This window comes from Methylobacterium sp. J-001 (assembly GCF_022829565.1).
In the GTDB taxonomy this organism is placed as follows: domain Bacteria; phylum Pseudomonadota; class Alphaproteobacteria; order Rhizobiales; family Beijerinckiaceae; genus Methylobacterium.
In genome coordinates, this window is record NZ_JAKSYN010000133.1 from 165,970 (window position 1) to 186,115 (window position 20,146).

The following is a 20,146-nucleotide window of genomic DNA, read 5'->3' on the forward strand; positions in this document are numbered from 1 at the left end:
GCGGATCCGATCCGTTCGCCTCCGGCGCCGATCCGGTCTCCGCACGTCCGCGGCCTTGCGCCTTGCGACGGCGCAGATTCTCCCGGAGCGCCACCTTCAGGCGCTCGGCACGCACGTCTTTGCTCTCGCTCATCGCGCGACCCTTCGTCGCCGCAGGCTTGAGATGTCCCCCTCGGCGTCAGGGCAGGCCATTCGGCAGGAAGACAGGCAGGTGCTCAAGGATCTCGCGCCGTGTTCGGATGGGTTGGCAGCGTCCACGAGGCTAGCGAGTTCGTCGCCGCCTCTCAACGGGCGCAGGGCAGAGATGTCGGAACCTTACCTTGAACCAGTTCCAGATCCGCGCGTATCTTGCGCCTCTCACGCGAAGGACTGGACCGAGGCCGTACCTCGATCGCGGGACTTGGGTGCCGCGATGGTACCGCCCGCACGGCCGAACACGCGAAGGACGCTCGATGACCGTCACCCGGATGCCCAGCACGGTGCTCGCCCAAGCGGGCTCGACGCGCGCCGGATCTGGCTATGAGCGGTACTTCCGGGGCGCCCTGGACCAGCTTCATGGCGAGCGCCGCTACCGCGTCTTCGCCGATATCGAGCGCATCTCCGGCCGGTTCCCCACCGCCAAGTGGCGTAAGCCCGACGGCAAGACCACCGAGATCACCGTGTGGTGCTCCAACGATTATCTCGGCATGGGCCAGCACAAGGAAGTGGTGTCCGCGATGACCGACACTGCCGCGCGCTGCGGCGTCGGAGCGGGTGGCACACGCAACATCGCCGGCAACAACTCGCCGCTGGTCGATCTGGAGCGCGAACTCGCCGACCTGCACGGCAAGGAGGCCGGGCTTGTCTTCACCTCGGGCTACGTCTCGAACCAGGCCGGCATCTCGACGATCGCCAAGCTGATCCCGAATTGTCTGATCCTGTCCGACGCCTTCAACCACAACTCGATGATCGAGGGCGTCCGCCATTCCGGCTGTGACAAGAAGATCTTTCGTCACAACGACCTCCAGCACCTGGAGGAACTGCTCCGCGCGGCCGGCGACCGGCCGAAGCTGATCGTGTTCGAGTCTGTCTACTCGATGGATGGCGACGTCGCGCCGATCGGCAAGATCTGTGACCTCGCCGACGCCTACGGGGCCATGACCTATCTCGACGAGGTCCATGCGGTCGGCCTCTACGGCCCACGCGGCGGCGGCATCGCCGAGCGCGACGGCGTGATGCATCGGGTCGACGTGATCGAGGGCACCCTCGCCAAGGGGTTCGGCTGCGTTGGGGGCTACATCACCGCCTCGGCGGCGATCTGCGACGCGGTGCGCAGCTTCGCCCCGGGCTTCATCTTCACGACCGCCCTGCCGCCGGCGGTGGCCGCGGCCGCCCGGGCCTCGGTGCGCTACCTGAAGCGCTCGAACGCCGAGCGCGAGGCGCACCAAGCCCAGGCCGCTGCCACCAAGGCGGCGCTCACCGAGGCCGGCCTGCCGGTGCTGGAAACCGAGACCCACATCGTTCCCGTGATGGTCGGCGACGCGGAGCTGTGCAAAGCCGCGGCTGACCACCTGCTCGAGCGCCACGCCATCTACATCCAGCCGATCAACTACCCGACAGTTCCGCGTGGTACCGAGCGCCTGCGGATCACGCCCTCGCCGTTCCACGACGCGGCTCATATCGCCCGCCTCTCCGCTGCCCTGGCGGAGACCTGGGAGACCCTGGACCTGCCGCGGGCCGGCACGGTGTTCGTCGAGGCGGCGGAATAGGGGTTTCGCGGTCGCCCTCTGCGGTTGGAACCACGCGCCTCTCCTGGCCTCCTCTGTGAGGCAGGGCGGCCCGCCAAGCGGGTCGGGATAGAGAAGCGGCGGCGCGGCTTTATGCTGCCGTCCGCACGGCTGCTCCACCCCTTGATCTAAACCCTGGCTTCTTTCTTCGGACTTGGCCTGACGGCTGGCTCACCTTCCCCTCGTAAAGGAGGAAGGGATGACGGGTGTGGTTTTCGATCGGCCTTCTGCGCAAGGGGGCGTTCCAGGATCTCCAATCCCCGCCATCCCCCCGGCAGGCTCGTCTTTTCCGGTGCCGACCTGTAACCACGGCGCCAACCTCCATCCCCGAAAAGTCCCGGACCAATGATCTCCTCCCCGCTCATGACCGTGATGGTCGATGCCGTGCGCAAGGCTGCCCGCGGCCTGCGCCGTGATTTCGGCGAGGTCGAGAACCTCCAGGTCTCGCGGAAGGGCCCGGGCGATTTCGTCTCCGCAGCGGACCGGAAGGCCGAGGAGACCCTGCGTGACGCCCTCATGAAGGCGCGCCCCGGCTACAGCCTGGTGCTGGAGGAGAACGGGATCATCGAGGGGACCGACAAGAGCCACACCTGGCACGTCGACCCGCTCGACGGCACCTCGAATTTCCTGCACGGCGTGCCGCATTTCGCGATTTCGGTCGGGCTCGAGCGCGAGGGCCAGATCGTGGCCGGCGTCATCTTCGACCCGATCAAGGATGAGCTGTTCGTCGCCGAGCGCGGCAAGGGCGCCTATCTCAACAACCGTCGCCTGCGGGTTTCCGGCCGACAGGACATGGCCGACGCGCTCATGGGCTACGGCACGCCCTATCTCGGCCGCGGCAGCCATCCGCGCCTGCTGCGCGAGCTCGGCGCCGTGATGGCGGTGGCCGGCGGCACGCGGCGGATGGGCTCGGCGGCCCTCGATCTAGCCTATGTCGCCTGCGGGCGCCTCGACGGCTACTGGGAACGCGATCTCCAGACCTACGATTTCGCCGCGGGCGTGATCCTGGTGCGCGAGGCCGGCGGCTACGTTACGTCGGCAGACGGTGCGGCCGAGCCGCTGGCCGCCCGCTCGGTGGCCTCGGGCAACGAGGTGCTGCACCGGGAGCTGCTCGCCCTCCTCAAGAAGGTCCAGGCGGCCTGAGTCGCTCCAAGCGCTTCGAAACTGGTCAGGGGACGGGGCTTCTGCTTTAAGCGCGCCGTCCCCCACGGAAGGCCCGAACCCATGGAAGCCCGCCGCCACGTCGCGCTGAAGGAATCGATCCGCTCGATTCCCGACTACCCGAAGCCCGGCATCATCTTCCGCGATATCACCACGCTGCTCAGCGACCCGCGCGCCTTCCGGCGGGCGGTGGATGCGCTGGTCCATCCCTATGCCGGGGGGCGAATCGATCAGGTGGCCGGCATCGAGGCGCGGGGCTTCATCCTGGGCGGGGCGATCGCGCACCAGCTGTCCTGCGGGTTCGTGCCGATCCGCAAGAAGGGCAAGCTGCCCCACACGACCGTCTCGATGGCCTACGCGCTCGAATACGGCACCGACGAGATCGAGATCCACGTCGACGCCGTGAAGCCCGGCGACAAGGTCCTGCTGGTCGACGACCTGATCGCCACGGGCGGCACCGCCACCGCCGCGGTCAACCTGCTTCAGAAGATCGGCGCCGAGATCGTGGCGGCCTGCTTCGTCATCGACCTGCCGGAGATCGGCGGGGCGCAGCGCCTGCGCGACATGGGCGTCGAGGTCCGCGCGTTGATGCAGTTCGAGGGTCATTGAGGGGCCGCGAAATGTTGACTTCGCGGGACCCATCCGCCATAAGCCCGCCACTCGCGACGTGGCGCCCCGCCTGGGCGCCCTTCGTGTTTGCAGACAACCAGGACGCGTGAAGGTCGGGTGCGGCATCAGCCGCCCGCGAGCGCGCCACGACCTTTGAAGGCTCTGTGCCATGAAGAGAACTTATCAGCCGAGCAGGCTCGTCCGTAAGCGTCGCCACGGTTTCCGTGCGCGCATGGCCACCGCCGGTGGTCGCAAGGTGATCGCGCGCCGTCGCGCCCACGGCCGCAAGAAGCTGTCGGCCTGATCCGGCAGATCCTCGCCGGCGCGGCCCTGCTCAGGCAGCCGCCCTGCGAGGCGTGAGCATGATGCGGAAACGTGGAACCCGGTTTTCCGAACGCGTCATGCGGCACACACAATGAGATCGGCCGGGATCGAACTATCGATGGCGACGATCGAGCGGCTGAAGAGGCGGCCTGACTTTCTGGCGACAGCCGAAGGCCGCCGCTTCCATACCGAGCGCATGACTGCCCAGGGCCGCCTGCGGGATCCGCAGGCCGCAGAGGGGCTTCGGCTCGGTTTCACCATCACCAAGCGCGTCGGCCACGCGGTCGAGCGCAACCGCATCCGGCGGCGCCTGCGCGCGGCCGTGAGCCTGGTCGCGTCCGATCTCCCAGGCGAGCTGGCCAGCCTACCCGCTGATATTGTGCTGATCGCCCGGCGCCCGGCCCTGAACGCGCCCTTCGAGGCCCTGGCCGAGGATCTGCGCCGCGCCATCCCGACGGTGACGCGCCCGGCAGCACCGCGGCCGCCTGGCCATCGCCTCGGCGGCAAATCCGGCAGCAAGTCTGGCGGCCGGCCGTCCAAATCCACACCTCTTCAGCGCGATGCGGGCCATAATCCCGCACAGCCTGCGGTCTCCGGCGACACGGATTGCGATCCGAAGCGGGGCGCTGCCAGAGGTCTCCAAGTCACGGAAGCGCGCCAGCCCGATAGGGCCGGCGCCGCTCCTGTTGCCACTCCGAACGCGTGCGGCGGTGTCCCCGATGGGCAATGACAAGACGAACATGTTCGTGGCCATCGGCCTGTCGCTGCTGGTGCTGCTCGGGTGGCAGTACTTCGTGGCCGGTCCCCGGGTGGAGCAGCAACGCCTGATCGAGGCGCAGAACAAGGCCGCGCAACAGCAGCAGCAACCGCCGGGCGTGACCCCGGACGGCGTTCCGTCGCCCTCGCCCAAGGAGGGCGGGCCGGCAGCCCCGGTGCCCGGCACGGTTCCCGGCCAGGGCGGCCCGGTCTCGCGTGAGGCGGCGCTCACCCGCTCGCCGCGCATCCGCATCGAGACCCCGGCGCTCAGCGGCTCGATCGCCTTGAAGGGCGGCCGCGTCGACGACGTGTCGCTCAAGAACTACCACGAGACGGTGGACCCGAAGAGCCCGGAGATCGTGCTGTTCTCCCCGGCCGGCAGCGAGACGCCGTACTACGCCGAGTTCGGCTGGGTCGGTGCCAATGCCGGACCGCTGCCCGGCAGCGAGACCCTCTGGACCAGCGACGGCAAGACCCTCTCCCCTGGCATGCCCGTGACCCTGACCTGGGACAACGGCGCCGGCCTCGTCTTCAAGCGCATCATCGCGGTCGACGACAAGTACATGTTCACGGTCCGCGAGGAGGTCGAGAACAAGGGCTCGGGCGCGGTCACGCTCTACCCGTACAGCCTCGTCTCCCGCTGGGGTAAGCCACACACCCAGGGCTACTACGTCCTGCACGAGGGCATGATCGGCTATCTCGGCAACGAGGGCCTGCAGGAATTCACCTACGACAAGCTCGCCAAGGAGGGCGCCTATGGCGGCGCCAGCACCAAGGGCAAGGCCTGGAACGGCGTGACCGGCGGCTTCGTCGGTATCACCGACAAGTATTGGGCGGCGGCCGTGATGCCCGCCGACCAGGATGCGCCCTATACCGGCGCCTTCACCGACCGCACCGACGGCGCCACCAACGTCTACCAGGCGAGCGTCCGCGGTGACGCCGTGAACCTGGCCGCAGGTGGCTCGGCGACCACGACCCAGCGGCTGTTCGCCGGCGCCAAGGAAGTGAACCTGATCAACAACTACGAGAAGGACCTCGGCATCAAGCACTTCGATCTGATGATCGATTGGGGCTGGTTCTTCTTCATCACCAAGCCGATGTTCCGGGCGCTGGACTTCTTCTTCCACTTGTTTGGCAATTTCGGCGTCTCGATCCTGGTGGTGACCTTCTGCCTGAAGCTGCTGTTCCTGCCGATCGCCAACCGCTCCTACGTCTCGATGGCCAAGATGAAGGCCGTGCAGCCCGAGATGGCCGCCATCCGGGAGCGGTACAAGGACGACCGCATGAAGCAGCAGCAGGCCACGATGGAGCTGTACAAGAAGGAGAAGATCAATCCGGTCGCCGGCTGCTGGCCGGTACTGATCCAGATCCCGGTCTTCTTCGCGCTCTACAAGGTCCTGTTCATCACCATCGAGATGCGGCATGCGCCGTTCTTCGGCTGGATCCACGATCTCGCCGCGCCGGATCCGACGAGCATCGTGAACCTGTTCGGCCTTCTGCCGTTCCCTGCGCCGGACTTCGTTCATCTCGGCGTCTGGCCGCTGATCATGGGCGTGACCATGTTCGTGCAGATGAAGATGAACCCCGCGCCGCCGGACCCAGTCCAGGCGCAGATCTTCACCTTCATGCCGATCGTGTTCACCTTCATGCTGGGCTCGTTCCCGGCGGGCCTGGTGATCTACTGGGCCTGGAACAACACCCTGTCGGTGATCCAGCAATACGTCATCATGCGTCGCAACGGCGTAAAGGTGGAACTGTGGGACAACCTGCGGACCACGTTCCGGCGCGGCGGCACCAAGGCAGCAGCCACCACCAAGGGTTGACCGAGGGGGGGTAAGGAAAGCCGTGACCGAGACCAACGACGACGCGGCCGACCTCCTGGAGGCCGGCCGCCTTTTGTTTGCCGGCGCCGCCGACTTCTACGCGGCTGCCCAGGTGCTCGACCGGATTCCGCCCATGGAGGGCGTGGAGATCGCCTTCGCGGGGCGCTCGAATGTCGGCAAGTCGAGCCTGATCAACGCGCTCACCGGCCGCAACACGCTGGCGCGCACGTCGCACACGCCGGGGCGGACCCAGCAGCTCAACTTCTTCCGGATCGGTGACCGCCTGTCGCTGGTCGACATGCCGGGCTACGGTTACGCGGCGGTGGAGAAGGCCAAGGTCGAGGCCTGGACCAACCTGATCCATGCCTACCTGAAAGGCCGGGCCAACCTCGCCCGGGTTTTCATGCTGATCGACGCCCGCCACGGCTTCAAGTCGATCGACACTGACGTGCTCGACGGCCTCGACAAGGCCGCGGTGAGCTATCAGGTGGTGCTCACCAAAGCCGACTCCCTGAAGAAGGGCGAGGTCGCGAGCCGAATCGCCGGCATCCAGGCGGGGCTGGCCAAGCGGCCGGCGGCCTTCCCGCAGGTGATCCTCACCTCCAGCCGGGACGATCTCGGCGTGCCCGAGCTGCGCGCGGCTGTCGCCAAGCTTCTGGTCGAGCGCGGAGCGTGAGGTTTTTTGGGATCGACCGCGCGCTGGTGGCGCTCGCCTGCCTCGCCGGGCTGCTCGGCGTCGCGCTCAGCGCCGCGGCGGCGCACATTCCCGGGGCGGATTCGCTCAAGACCGCGGCGCAATTTCTCCTGTTCCACGCTCCCGCGATCCTGGCCCTTGCAGGGTTCGCCGCCGCCGGCCTGGCCCGACCGGGCCTGATGCGGCTGGCGTCTGGCCTCCTCGTCCTCGGCCTGATCCTGTTCTGCGGCGACCTGTCGGTGCGAGCCTGGTTGCAGCACCCGCTCTTCCCGATGGCCGCGCCCATCGGTGGTTTCGCCCTGATGGGGGGCTGGCTCGCCGGGATCCTGGGCGCTCTCGTTCCAATGCGCCGCGTCTAGCGCATCGTCCTGTTGTGCAAGCCGTCTCACCTACCGGGACGATGCCCTAGCTCTTGGTCCGACCTGTAAAAACTCCAGCGCCGGCCCCTGCGCGTCGGAGAAGACCCCGGCGGTGAGCGCGCCGCCATAGACCGCGGCGGTGTCGAGGTTGGTCCGGAACCGGCGGACCTCCGGGCGGCCGTCGCGCTGGGGCGTGTGGCCGTGGACCACGTGCCGGCCGAAATCGTGATCCCCGTCCAGGAACGGTTCACGGATCCACAGCCGGTCGTGCACATCCGAATCCGGCGCCGCCGTGCCGGGCGGAAGGCCGGCATGGACGTACCAGCGGGCCGCGTCCTCGTGCAGGGTCGGCAGCGCCTCGATCCAGTCGAGGGTGTCGCGCGGCAGGCCGCCGAGATCCCGCGCGCCGAACGAGTCGAGGGTCTCCTCGCCGCCATGATAGAGCCAGTGCCGCGCGGCGTCCGGCGTCAGCAGCGCGTCGAGCAGCATGCGCTCGTGATTGCCCATCAGGCAGGTGACGCGCTCGGGCTCGGCCCAGTGCAGGCGGCTGAGGGTTCGCAGCACCGCCGCGCTGTCGGGGCCGCGGTCGATATAATCGCCCAGGAACACCAGCCGGTGGGTGCGGTCCCCGGCATGGACGGCGATCCGCTCCAGCAGGCTGTCGAGCAGGTCGGCGCAACCGTGAATGTCGCCGATGGCGTAGGTGAGGGTCTGGGAGTCCATGCGGCATCGTCCACGGGCGGCGCCCGATCCGCAAGGCGTCCCGCTGGATCCTCAGCCCTTCGCCTCTCGGGCGTAGCGGCCGTCGTATTGGCCGGCCCGGATCAGCGCCAGCACCTCGGCCTCCCGGGCCGCCTGCGCGCGCACGGCTTCGATCAAGCGCGACGCGAGTGCGGGCGGGAACGTCACCACGCCATCGGCGTCGCCCACCACGACGTCGCCTGGGTTCACCGTCCAGCCGCCGATGCTGACCGGCACATTGATCGCGCCGGGCCCGGTCTTGAACGGTCCACGGGGCGTCGCAGCCCGGCCGTAGCAGGGGAAGTCCGACGCGGCGAAGGCGTCGGTATCGCGCACGGCCCCGTCGATCACGAAGCCGGCCACGCCCCGGCTCTCGGCGATCGCCTTCATGATGTCGCCGACCAGCGCCCGGCTGGTGTCGCCGCCGCCATCGACCACGATCACATCTCCGCGACGGACCTGCTCCAAGGCCTGGTGGATCGCGAGGTTGTCGCCGGCCCGCACCCGCACCGTGAAAGCCGTGCCGAGCAGCCGGCCGCGTCGGTGGAAAGCGCGCAGGCCGAGCAGGACCGGCATCCGGTCGAGGCAATCGCTGATCGTCGCGGTAGAAACGTCCTCGAATGCGGCGAGCACGTCGGGATCGATGGCGGGCGGCGGCGGATTGTGCGTGACGGCAGGCATCGGCGAGGAACCTCCCTGACGGCGGGCCGGGCGGGATTCGTCCGTTCGAGCCAGAGATGGATCCTGCCCCAGGATCAGCCCGATGTCGCGGTCCCGATCCGGCGGTCGATGGGGCGGCCCCGGCTCAGTGATCCGCGGCTTGGGGGCCTGCCGCGCCGGCGCCGGTGGCGAGCTTGCGGCGTGCATCGGCCTGGCCGGTGGTCGTGCCGAAGTAGTTCGCCGAGTCGCCGAGCTGAACCGCCGGCTGGCAGTTCGGCGTGCAGGACAGTGATTCCCGATCCAGGCCGCGCTGCACCGTGATGGTCGAGTCCCGCGATGCCTCGACCCGGATCATCGTTTCGGCGATCAGGCTGCCGCCTGTATCGAGCGCGATCAGGTTGGTCGAGCCGAAGCTCTTGCCCGTCAGCACCAGCACGCCGTTCTTCTGCGGTGTGACCTCGGCGATGATCGGGTTGCCGACGATGACGGTTGCGGTCCGCTCCGGCAGGCGGATCACCTTGGCATTGTCCACCAGCACGGTGACGATGGGCAGCGGCTCGGGTTGGGCGGCCGCGACCGCGGTCCCCGTCAACAAGAGGACGAGGCCGGCTCGGGCCCCATTCGACAGGGTGCGGCGCATCGGGTTTCTCGGAAGCAGCTGGCGCCTGCGCGTGGCGACGCCTGAAGCCTCAACGGTAATCCGGGATCGGTGAAGGAACCGCTAAGCATGAGATAGCGGCGCCAATGTTCGGCAGTGGTGAAACCGATCTTTCACTAAGCTCAGAGCGGTTCGGGGCCGAACTTTGATCGAGGCGCGATTTAACCGAATTTCAAGGCGTATCCGGCACTCTGCAAAGGCCGCCGATCGAGACGTAGAAATCTTCGTCGGTCATCTCACAACGTCCACGCTACCAGTTCTTGATCGAAGGATCGCCTCTTATGAAGACCCTGTTCTCGCGCTTCGCCTCGGACGAGTCCGGCGCCACCGCGATCGAGTACGGCATGATCGCCGCCCTGATCGCCGTCGTCATCATCGGCGCCCTGCGGACCGTCGGCACCTCGCTCACCGCCAAGTTCAGCGCGATCGCCGGTAACCTGAACTGATCGGGTTCTCGAAGCGGTCAGGATCTGCGGCAGGTTCGAGGCTCCATCGCTCCCGCGATGGGGTCTCGGCCGGCCGGATCCACCGCTCGGCAGCGGCCTCGATCCCGAGCCGCTTCCCCGTCGAGCATGGATAGGGTTGGTCCCGAGATGGTTGGCGCAGGATCGGCGATTGCAAGCCTCGGCACGGCGGGTTTTGGCCTGTTGGTGCTGTTCCCATTCCTGATGGCTTACGCGGCGGCGAGCGACCTGCTGACGATGCTGATCCCGAACCGGATCTCGTTGGCCCTCGTCGTGGGATTCACCCTGCTCGCCGTGACCGGCCCGATGAGCTGGTCCGAGATCGGGTTTCACCTCGGCGCCGGAGCCGTCGTCCTGGCCGTCACCTTCACGCTGTTCGCCTTCGGGGTGATCGGCGGTGGCGATGCCAAGCTGGCTGCCGCCACGGCGCTGTGGCTCGGCTTCGACGGGCTGGGCGATTACCTTCTTGTGGCGTCGATCTTCGGTGGGGCGCTGACCCTGGCGATCCTGGCGGCCCGCTCCTATCCGCTGCCGCAGCGCGTGGCGCGCCTGCCTTTTGCGCTGCATCTTCATGACGCCAAGACCGGTATCCCCTACGGGATCGCCCTGGCCGCGGCGGCCCTGCTTGTGATGCCCGAGACCGAGGTCTGGGCCCGGGCGCTCGCCGGCTGACGCGGCCGCGCGTCGCGATGCCGGCATGCCGGAACGGCCACGATTCCCGCGGTCAAGATCTGGAGCGCCGGTTCCGGGCCGGCTAGAACGAGACCATGTCGTTCGCGCTGCTGCGTCGTCCCGATCCCGACCACCTTGAGGTCCAGCACGAGGGAGCCAGCCTCCAGATCGCGCTGCGCCGTCGCCCCACTGCGCGCCGGATCACCCTGCGGGTCTCGGCCGCCACCGGCGAGGTCGTGATCACGTTGCCGAGCCGCACCGCGGTGAACACCGCCCAGCGCTTCGCCGCGAGTCACGCCGGCTGGATCGCGGCGCGCTTGGCCCGCGTACCCGAGCGCATCCTGTTCGCGCCCGACGCGATCCTGCCGCTGCGCGGCGAGCCGCACCGCGTGCATCTGCGCGACACGCGCAGTGGCGCGGTGCGCGTGGAGGCCGGGGTGGGGGAGGGACAGGAGAAGCCGGTCATCTCGGTGTCCTGCGAGACCGCGCATGTCCCGCGCCGGATCCGGGACTACCTCACCCGCGAGGCGCGGCGGGATCTCGCGGAGGCTGTGGAGCGCTATGCGCCGCTGCTGGGCCAGCGGCCTTTGCGCATCACCCTGCGGGATACCCGCAGCCGGTGGGGCTCCTGCACGGCGCGGGGCGAGCTGAATTTCTCATGGCGCCTGATCCTGGCGCCCCCGATGGTGCTCGATTACCTCGTCGCCCACGAGATGGCGCATCTGCGCGAGATGAACCACTCGGCCCGGTACTGGGCGCTGCTGCACGGTCTCTGCCCGCATGTCGACGTGGCCGAGGCGTGGCTGAAGCGCAACGGCACCAGCCTGCACCGCTACGGCTGACCGGGCAGGGTTCGGCCCGTCCCGCTCAACCCTTGGCGCGCAACACCTTCTGGCGCGTCACGGCCTCGCCCGGCCAGACCGGCCGGGGATCGACTTGGCCGGGCTCCAACGTGCGGGGGGCCACGCTGTCGCAGACCTCGCGCTGGCGGATGATCACCGGATTTCCGAAGGCGTCACGGCGGCGGACGAGACCGCCCTCCCGGCAATAGCCGGCGATCGCAGCCTGGCCGTTGCGTCCGCCATACGGATTCACGGCCACCGGCGGGTGCTCGACGATCAGCGTATCGGAGTGGTTGAGGGAGTGTTCCACATACGTGGTCTCGCCGACCGGAAGCGACTGCGCCCCGGCCTGCGCGAGGGTGGCCATCAAGCAGGCGGCCGAGAGGGCGGACAGGCGCATCACAGCTTCGGGATCCTGCGCTGGAGGAAAAGCTCCCTTCATTTAGGCCGTTCTGCAACCCCCGGGTAGCGTCCAGGCGCAACACCGGAGCCGGCATCGCTTGACAGCGCAGGGCCGGCCATGGTCGGAACACCCCCGATTTTACGGCCCTGCCGGTCCTCGGCGGTGGCGTTCCGAAGGGTTCGGTGGTGCCGCTTCACGCGAGGCTCGATCGTTTTCGGCGCGTGGTCCGGCGCGTCGCGCTGCCGGTGTCCCTCGCCCTCACCGCACTGGGGCTCGCCTCAGCGGGGCCGGCTGCCGCCCAAGGCATGGTGCGCAAGACCTTCGACGACTGGCAGCTGCGCTGCGAGACGCCGGCCGGCGCCAAGGCCGAGCAATGCGCGCTGGTGCAGTACTTGGCCGCGGAGGACCGCCCAAACCTCACCCTCGTGGTGATCGTCCTGAAGACCGCCGACAACCGCGGCTATCTGCTGCGCGTGGTGGCGCCGCTGGGCGTGCTCCTCCCCTCCGGCCTCGGCCTGAAGATCGACCAGACCGATGTCGGCCGGGCCGGCTTCGTGCGCTGCCTCACCACCGGTTGCGTGGCCGAGGTGGTGATGGATGACGGTTTGATCCGCCAGTTCAAGGGCGGCACGCAGGCGACCTTCATCGTGTTCCAGACACCCGAGGAGGGCGTCGGCATTCCGCTCTCGATGAAAGGCTTCGCGGCCGGGTTCGACAGCTTGAAATGACGATGCCGCTCGGGAGCCGTGCGATGATCGGAGGTCGTGACTTGGTCCGGGGCCTGTGTGGCCTGATCCTCGCCGGGTCGCTGTCGGCCGGGCCGGCGCGCGCGGAGGAGGGCAACGTCCTCTCCAACCTGTTCAAGTTTGGCGGCACGACGGTGCCGCCGTCGCAGAACCAGAGCCTCGATCCGCCCTATTGCCCGCCGGTCGAGGTGGCCGAGAACGGCGCGGCGTACCGCGTCCTCGCCGGGAGCGCCGTGCGCACCCAGTTCTCGGTCGGCCGGCTGGCCCGGGAATGCGCCCGCCGCCAGGACGGTTCGGTGACCGTGAAGGTCGGTGTCGAGGCGAATGTCCTGCTCGGGCCGAAGGGCGCCCCCGGCCGGTTCGATGTGCCGGTGACGATCCAGATCCTCCACGAGGGCAAGGTGGTCGCGAGCCGTGTCGAGCATTCCACCGTGGTGGTCGCCCCCGGGGAAGCGCAGGGCTTCACCACCATCGTCGCCGAGGCGCTGACGGTGCCCGCGGCTGTCGCCGAGGATTATGACATCACCGTCGGTGTCGGCAGCGGCAAGGGCGCCGGCGGGAAGGCCGCCCAGAAGGCGCGGCGCAGGAAGCCGGCGGTGGCCGCTGAGCCCGCCAGCGGAGGCGACGCTGCCCAGTGATACCGCGGCGCGTCTCGTCGATCCGACTCCGCTGACGGGAACAGCCGGACACGCAGCCTGGCTCGGCCGCGCGACGCGGTTCCGCCTCGAGCCGACCGACGATCCCGTTTTCGATCGCCGCCTCGTCCTGCCCGACCACCCGGTCGGCTGGCTCGTGCTGAGCTATGCCGGCGATCCCCATGTGCCGCCGCGCCGGCCGATCCTGCGGATCCTGCGCGGAGCCGACGGCACCCCGCAGGATTTCATCCTCCCGGGCGCGTCCCACGGGTCCGCCCACTGGCTCGGCCTGATCCCCCCGGATGCCCGGGAGATCCGCCTGTCGGCCGGCCCCGGCTTCGTGCTGGAGCGGGTTGGGGCCCGGCGGGAGGTTTCGGTGCTGGTCCAATGCCTGCTGCGCCGGCCCTGGCGCTGCGTCGCGGCTCTCTACGAACGCGCCCGCGGATCCGAGCGGCGCTACCGCGATACCCTGCGCGGCGCCTGCGCGGTGACGCCCCTGCGCCACTACCGATCCTGGGCGGCATCGCGGAATCGCCCGATCCGGATCGTCCCGAGCGATCTGCGGATCCGCTGCCTCGTCCTCGCCCGATCCGGCGAGGAAGCCCTGCTCGCCGCGACGCTCGATGCCCTCGACGCGCAGGGCCATTCTGCCCGGACCATCGCGGTCGCCTGGGCCGATGCGCTCCCCGCATTGCCGGATCGCCGTGCCGAGCACCGGCGCTGGGATGGTCAGGCGCCTCCCGCCGCGCTGATCGCCGAGGCCCACGCCCTGTGCCTGCTCCGGGCCGGCGACATTCCGGCTCCCGACGCGCTGGCGTTGCTGGCCCCAGCCCTGGCGGAGGCGGATCTGGTCTATGGCGACGCGCTCGGCCCAGACGACCGGCCCCGGCTCAAGCCGGACTGGAGCCCGGATCTCGCGCTGGCGACCGGCTATGTCGGCCGCGCCGCGCTGTTCTCCCGTGCCCTGCTCGCGCGGCTGCCTGCCGAGCCGGTCGGGCCGATGGCCGAGGCGATCCTGGCGATCGAGACCGCCGCGATTTTGGCCGGTGCACGCGGCGCCCATGTCGCGCGCGTCCTCGCCCGCACCACCGGCGACTGTCTCGACCCACCAGCCCGGGCGCAGGCGCTCGACGCGCGCCTCAAGGCTTCGGCGGCCCCGATCGGGGCGACGCTCCGCAACGGCGCCGTCCAGTTGGACTGGACGCTGCCGCATCCCGCCCCGAAGGCCAGCATCGTGATCCCGTCGCGGGACCGCCTCGACCTGATCACGCGGGTCTGCCGGGGCGTGCTGCACGAGACTGACTACCCGGATCTCGAGCTAATCATCGTCGATAACGGCTCCACCGATCCGGCCGTGCTGGCGCATTACGAAGCGCTGCGCCGGGACCCGCGGGTCCGCATCCTGATCGATCCGCGTCCGTTCAACTTCGCCGCGATGGTCAATGACGGCGTCGCCGCGGCCACGGGCACGGTGGTGGTGCTGCTCAACAACGACGTGGCGGTGCTGGAGCCCGCCTGGCTCGACGCCATGGTCCGCCAGGCAAGCCGGCCGGAGGTCGGCGCGGTGGGCGCAAAGCTCCTCTACGCGAACGGCACCCTGCAGCATGCCGGGGTCGTGGTCGGCCTCGGCGGACGGGCTGGCCATATCCTGCGCCGCCGCCCCGGTGACACGCCCGGCCATCTCGGCCGCCTGCGCGTGGCCCACGAGGTCTCGGCCGTGACCGCCGCCTGCCTCGCCGTCGCCCGGGACAAGTATCTCGCGGTCGGCGGCTTCGATGCCGAGGCCTTCCCGGTGGATTTCAACGACGTCGATTTCTGCCTGCGCCTGGGCGCGACCGGCTGGAAAACGGTCTGGACTCCCACCGCGACGCTGGCCCATCTCGAATCCGTCAGCCGGGGCCCCTCGGTCGGCGCCAAGCGCGCCCGCTTCGAGCAAGAGGCCGCCCGGTTCTCCGAGCGCTGGCGCGATGTGATCCGCCACGATCCGTACTACCATCCCGCCCTGTCGCTCACGACCTTCGGCGAGGATCTCGAATGACGCGACGCCGATGACGGAGCCTGTGGCGGGCCTCGCGCAGATGCTGCAACTTGGGATCCCGCATCGCCCCCGGCACGCGCTGCCGGGCGTGCTGCGTGCGCTGCTGGGCCGACCCCGGGCGACGGTCGAGATCCTGGCGGCGCGGCTCCAGGGGAAACGCCTCCGATCTCGCCAGAAGCTGGCGGCCCTGATCGGCATCGACCACCGGCTCGCTCTGCCGCCAAAAATCCTCGACCGATTCCCGACCGCGCCGGCCCGGCCGGGCGACGGCTTCCGGCTGTTCGGTGACGGTCTTCTCGTCGCCGGCGCGGCCGCCCGCATCGCCGACGCCTTCGCGGCCGATCCCGAACTTCAGGCCATCTACGGCGACGCGCTGATCCAGGACCATCCGCGCGGTCCGGTCCGGCCCTTGCTGCCGCCGGCCTTCGATCCCGAGCTGCTGGCGGCGGTCGATTACCTCGCGCCCCTGCTGGCCTGCCGGCCGGGAGCCCTGGCTCTGGAAACCCAGCCGAGCGGCCCCGCCGACGCCGCGTTCCAGATCGCCGAGCGCCACGGCGCCCACGCGATCGGCCACCTCCCCGAGATCCTGACGATCCGGCGTGGCGATCCGGTCGACCCTGTGTCGTCGGCAGGGGAGGGGGGGCGCAACCGCCATCGCGACGCCTTGCGCCGCCATCTCGACCGGACAGGCCGGGCTGGAAGCCGCATCATGGCGGGCGAGGGCGGCTTGCTGCAGGTCGAGCACCCGTTGCCCGATCCGCGGCCGCTGGTGAGCGTGATCGTGCCGACCCGCGATCGCCTCGACCTGCTCCGCCCCTGTCTCGACAGCCTCGCCGCCAGCACCGATTGGCCGAACCTCGAGATCCTGGTCTGCGATAACGACAGCCGTGAGCCGGAGACGCTGGCCTTCCTCAAGACCCTGGAGCGAGAGGGGAGGGGGGGCGTCGTGCCCTGTCCCGGGCCGTTCAATTTCGCCGCCATGAACAACGCCGCCGCCGCCCGCGCCCGCGGGGCGCTGCTGGTCTTCGTCAACAACGACGTCGAGGCGTTCCGGCCCGACTGGCTGGCCCGGATGGCCCGGGAGGCTTTGCGCCCGGAGATCGGCGCGGTCGGCGCGAAGCTCCTCGATGGCGAGGGGCGGATCCAGCACGGCGGCATCGTGCTCGGCACCGGCGGCTTGGTCACCCATGCGCACCGCCATTTCCCCGCGGATGCGCCGGGCTACCTGGCGGGCCTGCGCGCCACCCATGCGGTCTCGGCGGTCACCGCCGCCTGCCTGATGGTGGAGGCCAAGAAATTCCAGTCGGTCGGCGGTTTCGACGATGCCGTCTTCGCGGTCGATTTCAACGATGTCGACCTGTGCCTGCGTCTGAACGCGGCTGGCCACCGCACGCTGCTGGTGCCGGGGGCCGTGCTGCACCATCGCGAATCGGCGAGCCGCCGCTGGACGCCGGAGGCCCGCGCCCGCCACGAGCGCGAGATCGCGGCGCTCAAAAAGCGATGGGGGCCGCTGCTGGCGCAGGACCCCCATTATCACCCGGGCTTCGACCCGAACCTCTCGACCCACGCACGTCTGCGCGCGGGTCTTTGGGAAGCGGAAGGACCGGCGATGGTGCGCCGGACGCCCGCCTGAGCGGTCCTACTGGACCAGGCGCGGGCCGCCGGTCTGAACCTTCTCGTTCTCCGACATGATCCCGAGCCGCTTGGCGACTTCCGTGTAGGCCTCGATCAGGCCGCCGAGATCCTTGCGGAACCGGTCCTTGTCGAGCTTGTCCGAGGACTTGATGTCCCACAGCCGGCACGAATCCGGGGAGATCTCGTCGGCCACGACGATGCGCATCATATCGCCTTCCCACAGGCGGCCGGTCTCGATCTTGAAGTCCACGAGCCGGATGCCGACGCCCAGGAAGAGGCCCGACAGGAAGTCGTTGACGCGGATCGCCAGCGCCATGATGTCGTCGATCTCCTGGGGCGTCGCCCAGCCGAACGCCGTGATGTGCTCTTCCGACACCATCGGATCGTTGAGCGCATCGTTCTTGTAGTAGAACTCGATGATCGAGCGCGGCAGCTGGGTGCCTTCCTCCAGGCCCAGCCGCGTCGCCAGCGAGCCCGCCGCGACGTTGCGCACCACCACCTCGAGCGGGATGATCTCGACCTCCCGGATCAGCTGCTCGCGCATGTTCAGCCGGCGGATGAAGTGCGTCGGCACGCCGATATCGTTGAGGTGCTGGAACACGAATTCCGAGATCCGGTTGTTCAGCACGCCCTTGCCGTCGATGATCTCGTGCTTCTTCGCGTTGAAGGCCGTGGCGTCATCCTTGAAGTGCTGGATGAGCGTCCCGGGCTCGGGCCCCTCGTAGAGGACCTTCGCCTTGCCCTCGTAGATGCGACGGCGGCGGTTCATAGGCGTGTACCGTGGTTTGAGGAAGTCCATGGGCCGAGGCTCCTGATGCGCGACGAGTGTGAGGAATCCGCGGCGCGGCGACCGGATGCGAAGGTCGGGCAACCGGACGGCCTCTGCCCGAGGGCCCGGCTACTGCCCCTGAAACTAGCCGAACCGGGCTTCCAGCACAACGCGTTAGCCCGCAGGGCGGGATTGCGGGCGCGGCTCCGGACGTGCCTTCGGGCCCGACGCCTCACCCGATCACGCGGCGGTCTTCGCCGGGTATCGGCAGAGATCCGCGATCAGGCAGCGGGGGCATTCGGGCTTGCGCGCCTTGCAGGTGTAGCGCCCGTGCAGGATCAGCCAGTGATGGGCGTGCAGGCGGTAGGGCTCCGGCACGATCGTCTCCAGGCCCGCCTGAACCTTGTCGGTGGTGGACCCGACGAACAGAGGGATCCGATTCGAGACCCGGAAGATATGGGTATCGACCGCGATCCGCGGCACCTGGAAGGCGATGTTCAATACGACGCTGGCCGTCTTCGCGCCCACTCCGGGTAGCACCTGGAGCGCCTCCAGGCTCGCCGGCACCGCACCGCCGTGCTGCTCGACCAGGATGCGCGAGAGCGCGATGACGTTCTTGGCCTTGGTGTTGAACAGCCCGATCGTCCGGATGTAGCTGCGGACCTTCTCCTCGCCGAGCGCCAGCATCGTCTCCGGGGTGTCGGCGACCGCGAAGAGCGGGCCGGTGGCGAGGTTGACGCCGCGATCGGTCGCCTGGGCCGACAGGACCACGGCGACGAGAAGGGTGAACGGGTTCACATAGTGCAACTCGCCCTTCGGCTCGGGCTCGGCCGCGTGGAAGCGCCGGAAGATCTCGGTGAGTGTCCCCGCATCCACGGCCTCGGGCGCGGTCTCGACAGGGGCGGTCGAGGGCGGTGCGATCCTGCCGCCGAGCCGTCCGGAGGCCACGCCTTTCACGGATCCGACGGCGCCGCCTGCGGCACGCGGTCGAGGCACGCTCTTTACCGGAGGCGGAGTCTTTCTGGCGGGCATCCGCGCGTTATATGGATCGCATGGCGAGCGGCAATCCTTCTGTCCATCCCTACGGGCTCGACCCGGATACGATCGACCGGCCGGTCTTCTCGGCCACCATCCGGCCGCATCAATCCCTGAGCCGCCTCGGCTTTCGCGTCGTGATGACCGGGTGCTGCCTGGTCTCGCTCACCGTCTCGGTCTGGGCTTGGCGAATGGGGTTCTGGCCGGTCGCCGGTTTCTTCGGCCTCGATATGCTGGCGATCTACGCGGCCCTGAAGGTCAGCTTCCGGCGCGGGCGGTCCTTCGAGGAGGTGATGATCTCCCAGCTCGAGATCCTGCTCGCCCGGGTCAGCCATAAGGGCGTGCGGCACGAATGGCGGTTCAACCCGCTCTGGACCAAGATCGTGACCGTGGAGGACGACGAGTACGGCCTGCAGCGCGTCACCCTGGTCTCCCGGCGCCAGCAGGCGCTCGTCGCGCGCGATGCCGATCCGGATGAGCGCGCCCGGATCGCCCACGGGCTCGGGCAGGCTCTGGCTCAGGTCAAGAAGGGCTACTGAGCGCGTTAGGGGGGCTGTCGTAGGCCCGTCATGCGGTTGCGAGAGAAAAAACGATCGCAGCGCACAAACCCGGTTGACGGGCCCGGGACGCCTGCGTATACCCCTGTTCATCGGCGCCGGCCGCGGAAGTGGACCGGGCGCTGAGGCATCTTCTGACAGGATCGGCGATTGGCCGGCGGGTTTGCCGGGCGATAGTCTGTTTTTGTCCGATGCTAGCTTCGGGGTCGGGTTCGCTTCGGCGGGTTCGGCGGCGGGGTTGACAGGGGGATCGGCGGGCTCTAGACGCCCTCCACCGCGGAGGCGGCCGACCGGATGGTCTGGCCGGTATCACGGTTCTCCCAGTCGGGCAAGCGGGTGATCGGGGTTTTGGCCCGGATCGTCGTTCTGTCGATGGCGGTCGGGTCACCGGTTCGCCTGGGTCTTTGACATTGTTGGATTTGAGGAAGGGAGACGCGGACGGCGTTTGTCCTTGCGGTCGGAGCTTCGGCTTCGACAAGTGAGAGACTAGTGCCGATCGTCGGATCTCTTTTTGAGCTCACCGATTTCGTCGCGCTGTGAAGCGCTGCGGGATCGATTGTGAGGCTCCGTCTGAGAATTACGTGATCGGCCAGATCAATCTCTTCAACGTGAGAGTTTGATCCTGGCTCAGAGCGAACGCTGGCGGCAGGCTTAACACATGCAAGTCGAGCGGGCACCTTTCGGGGTGTCAGCGGCGGACGGGTGAGTAACGCGTGGGAACGTGCCCTCTGGTTCGGAATAACTCAGGGAAACTTGAGCTAATACCGGATACGCCCTTTTGGGGAAAGGCTTGCTGCCG

The 20,146-nt window shown here is 68.8% G+C and carries 22 protein-coding genes and 1 rRNA gene; 17 read left to right on the forward strand and 6 right to left on the reverse strand.

Annotation, left to right across the window (positions count from 1 at the left end; genetic code table 11):
- The first annotated feature begins 467 nt into the window (after positions 1 to 467).
- From hemA to MKK65_RS16040, 8 genes are all read left to right on the forward strand, one after another.
- A complete protein-coding gene (hemA, locus tag MKK65_RS16005; RefSeq protein ID WP_243958887.1) occupies positions 468 to 1,748 on the forward strand; it encodes a 5-aminolevulinate synthase in 1,281 nt (426 codons plus the stop codon).
- A 363-nt stretch (positions 1,749 to 2,111) separates the two neighbouring features.
- Positions 2,112 to 2,909 (forward strand): inositol monophosphatase family protein, encoded by a 798-nt coding sequence (locus MKK65_RS16010; RefSeq protein WP_243958840.1) that lies wholly within the window; start codon positions 2,112 to 2,114, stop codon positions 2,907 to 2,909.
- Positions 2,910 to 2,990: 81 nt separating this feature from the next.
- Positions 2,991 to 3,536: an adenine phosphoribosyltransferase gene (locus tag MKK65_RS16015; protein ID WP_058193034.1), complete on the forward strand. Its 546-nt coding sequence runs from the start codon at positions 2,991 to 2,993 to the stop codon at positions 3,534 to 3,536.
- Positions 3,537 to 3,705: 169 nt separating this feature from the next.
- Positions 3,706 to 3,840: a 50S ribosomal protein L34 gene (gene rpmH / locus MKK65_RS16020; protein ID WP_082643292.1), complete on the forward strand. Its 135-nt coding sequence runs from the start codon at positions 3,706 to 3,708 to the stop codon at positions 3,838 to 3,840.
- A 138-nt stretch (positions 3,841 to 3,978) separates the two neighbouring features.
- Positions 3,979 to 4,590, forward strand: coding sequence for a ribonuclease P protein component (rnpA, locus tag MKK65_RS16025; protein ID WP_243958842.1), 612 nt, complete (start codon positions 3,979 to 3,981; stop codon positions 4,588 to 4,590).
- Positions 4,580 to 6,439 (forward strand): membrane protein insertase YidC, encoded by a 1,860-nt coding sequence (gene yidC / locus MKK65_RS16030; protein WP_243958844.1) that lies wholly within the window; start codon positions 4,580 to 4,582, stop codon positions 6,437 to 6,439. The genes rnpA and yidC overlap by 11 nt, the downstream gene beginning before the upstream one ends.
- A 22-nt stretch (positions 6,440 to 6,461) precedes the next feature.
- Complete coding sequence (yihA, locus tag MKK65_RS16035; protein WP_058193031.1) at positions 6,462 to 7,115, forward strand: ribosome biogenesis GTP-binding protein YihA/YsxC; 654 nt, start codon at positions 6,462 to 6,464, stop codon at positions 7,113 to 7,115.
- A complete protein-coding gene (locus MKK65_RS16040) occupies positions 7,112 to 7,492 on the forward strand; it encodes a DUF423 domain-containing protein (protein ID WP_243958846.1) in 381 nt (126 codons plus the stop codon). Before yihA ends, MKK65_RS16040 begins: the two co-directional genes overlap by 4 nt.
- 30 nt (positions 7,493 to 7,522) lie before the next feature.
- Here the strand turns inward: MKK65_RS16040 and MKK65_RS16045 are convergent, their stop codons facing one another.
- The 3 genes from MKK65_RS16045 to MKK65_RS16055 all read right to left on the reverse strand — a co-directional run bounded on the left by MKK65_RS16045 (position 7,523) and on the right by MKK65_RS16055 (position 9,533).
- Entirely contained in the window at positions 7,523 to 8,215 is a 693-nt protein-coding gene (locus MKK65_RS16045) for a metallophosphoesterase family protein (RefSeq protein WP_243958848.1), read from the reverse strand.
- Between the two features lie 51 nt (positions 8,216 to 8,266).
- Entirely contained in the window at positions 8,267 to 8,914 is a 648-nt protein-coding gene (locus tag MKK65_RS16050) for an RraA family protein (protein ID WP_243958850.1), read from the reverse strand.
- 124 nt (positions 8,915 to 9,038) lie between these two features.
- Positions 9,039 to 9,533: a pilus assembly protein N-terminal domain-containing protein gene (locus MKK65_RS16055; protein WP_243958852.1), complete on the reverse strand. Its 495-nt coding sequence runs from the start codon at positions 9,531 to 9,533 to the stop codon at positions 9,039 to 9,041.
- 299 nt (positions 9,534 to 9,832) lie between these two features.
- Here MKK65_RS16055 and MKK65_RS16060 point away from each other — a divergent pair, with 299 nt between their 5' ends.
- The 3 genes from MKK65_RS16060 (at position 9,833) to MKK65_RS16070 (ending at position 11,529) form a co-directional block, all read left to right on the forward strand.
- Positions 9,833 to 9,997 (forward strand): Flp family type IVb pilin, encoded by a 165-nt coding sequence (locus tag MKK65_RS16060; protein WP_243958854.1) that lies wholly within the window; start codon positions 9,833 to 9,835, stop codon positions 9,995 to 9,997.
- A 147-nt stretch (positions 9,998 to 10,144) separates the two neighbouring features.
- Positions 10,145 to 10,687 carry a prepilin peptidase gene (locus MKK65_RS16065; protein WP_243958856.1) on the forward strand — a complete coding sequence of 181 codons (543 nt, stop codon included), beginning with the start codon at positions 10,145 to 10,147 and terminating at the stop codon, positions 10,685 to 10,687.
- A gap of 95 nt (positions 10,688 to 10,782) precedes the next feature.
- Entirely contained in the window at positions 10,783 to 11,529 is a 747-nt protein-coding gene (locus MKK65_RS16070) for a M48 family metallopeptidase (RefSeq protein ID WP_243958858.1), read from the forward strand.
- A gap of 25 nt (positions 11,530 to 11,554) precedes the next feature.
- Here MKK65_RS16070 and MKK65_RS16075 read toward each other — a convergent pair whose 3' ends face one another.
- Positions 11,555 to 11,929: a hypothetical protein gene (locus MKK65_RS16075; RefSeq protein ID WP_058193025.1), complete on the reverse strand. Its 375-nt coding sequence runs from the start codon at positions 11,927 to 11,929 to the stop codon at positions 11,555 to 11,557.
- A gap of 224 nt (positions 11,930 to 12,153) precedes the next feature.
- Here MKK65_RS16075 and MKK65_RS16080 point away from each other — a divergent pair, with 224 nt between their 5' ends.
- From MKK65_RS16080 to MKK65_RS16095, 4 genes are all read left to right on the forward strand, one after another.
- Positions 12,154 to 12,660, forward strand: a complete 507-nt coding sequence (locus tag MKK65_RS16080) for an invasion associated locus B family protein (protein ID WP_243958860.1) — start codon at positions 12,154 to 12,156, stop codon at positions 12,658 to 12,660.
- A 23-nt stretch (positions 12,661 to 12,683) separates the two neighbouring features.
- Entirely contained in the window at positions 12,684 to 13,316 is a 633-nt protein-coding gene (locus tag MKK65_RS16085) for a hypothetical protein (protein WP_243958862.1), read from the forward strand.
- 154 nt (positions 13,317 to 13,470) lie between these two features.
- Positions 13,471 to 15,351, forward strand: a complete 1,881-nt coding sequence (locus tag MKK65_RS16090; RefSeq protein ID WP_243958864.1) for a glycosyltransferase family 2 protein — start codon at positions 13,471 to 13,473, stop codon at positions 15,349 to 15,351.
- A gap of 40 nt (positions 15,352 to 15,391) precedes the next feature.
- Positions 15,392 to 16,984 (forward strand): glycosyltransferase family 2 protein, encoded by a 1,593-nt coding sequence (locus tag MKK65_RS16095; protein ID WP_243958889.1) that lies wholly within the window; start codon positions 15,392 to 15,394, stop codon positions 16,982 to 16,984.
- 6 nt (positions 16,985 to 16,990) lie between these two features.
- On the opposite strand, the gene purC is transcribed toward MKK65_RS16095, so the two are convergent.
- Positions 16,991 to 17,785 carry a phosphoribosylaminoimidazolesuccinocarboxamide synthase gene (gene purC, locus MKK65_RS16100; protein WP_082643291.1) on the reverse strand — a complete coding sequence of 265 codons (795 nt, stop codon included), beginning with the start codon at positions 17,783 to 17,785 and terminating at the stop codon, positions 16,991 to 16,993.
- Positions 17,786 to 17,995: 210 nt separating this feature from the next.
- Positions 17,996 to 18,787 carry an endonuclease III gene (nth, locus tag MKK65_RS16105; RefSeq protein ID WP_243958866.1) on the reverse strand — a complete coding sequence of 264 codons (792 nt, stop codon included), beginning with the start codon at positions 18,785 to 18,787 and terminating at the stop codon, positions 17,996 to 17,998.
- Between the two features lie 20 nt (positions 18,788 to 18,807).
- Here nth and MKK65_RS16110 point away from each other — a divergent pair, with 20 nt between their 5' ends.
- Together MKK65_RS16110 and MKK65_RS16115 are read left to right on the forward strand one after the other, a co-directional pair.
- Positions 18,808 to 19,329 (forward strand): DUF2244 domain-containing protein, encoded by a 522-nt coding sequence (locus MKK65_RS16110; protein WP_058193021.1) that lies wholly within the window; start codon positions 18,808 to 18,810, stop codon positions 19,327 to 19,329.
- Positions 19,330 to 19,951: 622 nt separating this feature from the next.
- Positions 19,952 to 20,146 (forward strand): 16S ribosomal RNA (locus MKK65_RS16115); the annotation flags it as partial.

Coding starts and splice junctions, on each gene's coding strand:
- hemA (WP_243958887.1), top strand. CDS start 468: ATGCCCAGCACGGTGCTCGCCCAAGCGGGCTCGACGCGCGCCGGATCT.
- MKK65_RS16010 (WP_243958840.1), top strand. CDS start 2,112: ATGATCTCCTCCCCGCTCATGACCGTGATGGTCGATGCCGTGCGCAAG.
- MKK65_RS16015 (WP_058193034.1), top strand. CDS start 2,991: ATGGAAGCCCGCCGCCACGTCGCGCTGAAGGAATCGATCCGCTCGATT.
- rpmH (WP_082643292.1), top strand. CDS start 3,706: ATGAAGAGAACTTATCAGCCGAGCAGGCTCGTCCGTAAGCGTCGCCAC.
- rnpA (WP_243958842.1), top strand. CDS start 3,979: ATGGCGACGATCGAGCGGCTGAAGAGGCGGCCTGACTTTCTGGCGACA.
- yidC (WP_243958844.1), top strand. CDS start 4,580: ATGGGCAATGACAAGACGAACATGTTCGTGGCCATCGGCCTGTCGCTG.
- MKK65_RS16045 (WP_243958848.1), bottom strand. CDS start 8,215: ATGGACTCCCAGACCCTCACCTACGCCATCGGCGACATTCACGGTTGC.
- MKK65_RS16050 (WP_243958850.1), bottom strand. CDS start 8,914: ATGCCTGCCGTCACGCACAATCCGCCGCCGCCCGCCATCGATCCCGAC.
- MKK65_RS16055 (WP_243958852.1), bottom strand. CDS start 9,533: ATGCGCCGCACCCTGTCGAATGGGGCCCGAGCCGGCCTCGTCCTCTTG.
- MKK65_RS16060 (WP_243958854.1), top strand. CDS start 9,833: ATGAAGACCCTGTTCTCGCGCTTCGCCTCGGACGAGTCCGGCGCCACC.
- MKK65_RS16065 (WP_243958856.1), top strand. CDS start 10,145: ATGGTTGGCGCAGGATCGGCGATTGCAAGCCTCGGCACGGCGGGTTTT.
- MKK65_RS16070 (WP_243958858.1), top strand. CDS start 10,783: ATGTCGTTCGCGCTGCTGCGTCGTCCCGATCCCGACCACCTTGAGGTC.
- MKK65_RS16075 (WP_058193025.1), bottom strand. CDS start 11,929: ATGCGCCTGTCCGCCCTCTCGGCCGCCTGCTTGATGGCCACCCTCGCG.
- MKK65_RS16085 (WP_243958862.1), top strand. CDS start 12,684: ATGATCGGAGGTCGTGACTTGGTCCGGGGCCTGTGTGGCCTGATCCTC.
- MKK65_RS16095 (WP_243958889.1), top strand. CDS start 15,392: ATGCTGCAACTTGGGATCCCGCATCGCCCCCGGCACGCGCTGCCGGGC.
- purC (WP_082643291.1), bottom strand. CDS start 17,785: ATGGACTTCCTCAAACCACGGTACACGCCTATGAACCGCCGCCGTCGC.
- nth (WP_243958866.1), bottom strand. CDS start 18,787: ATGCCCGCCAGAAAGACTCCGCCTCCGGTAAAGAGCGTGCCTCGACCG.
- MKK65_RS16110 (WP_058193021.1), top strand. CDS start 18,808: ATGGCGAGCGGCAATCCTTCTGTCCATCCCTACGGGCTCGACCCGGAT.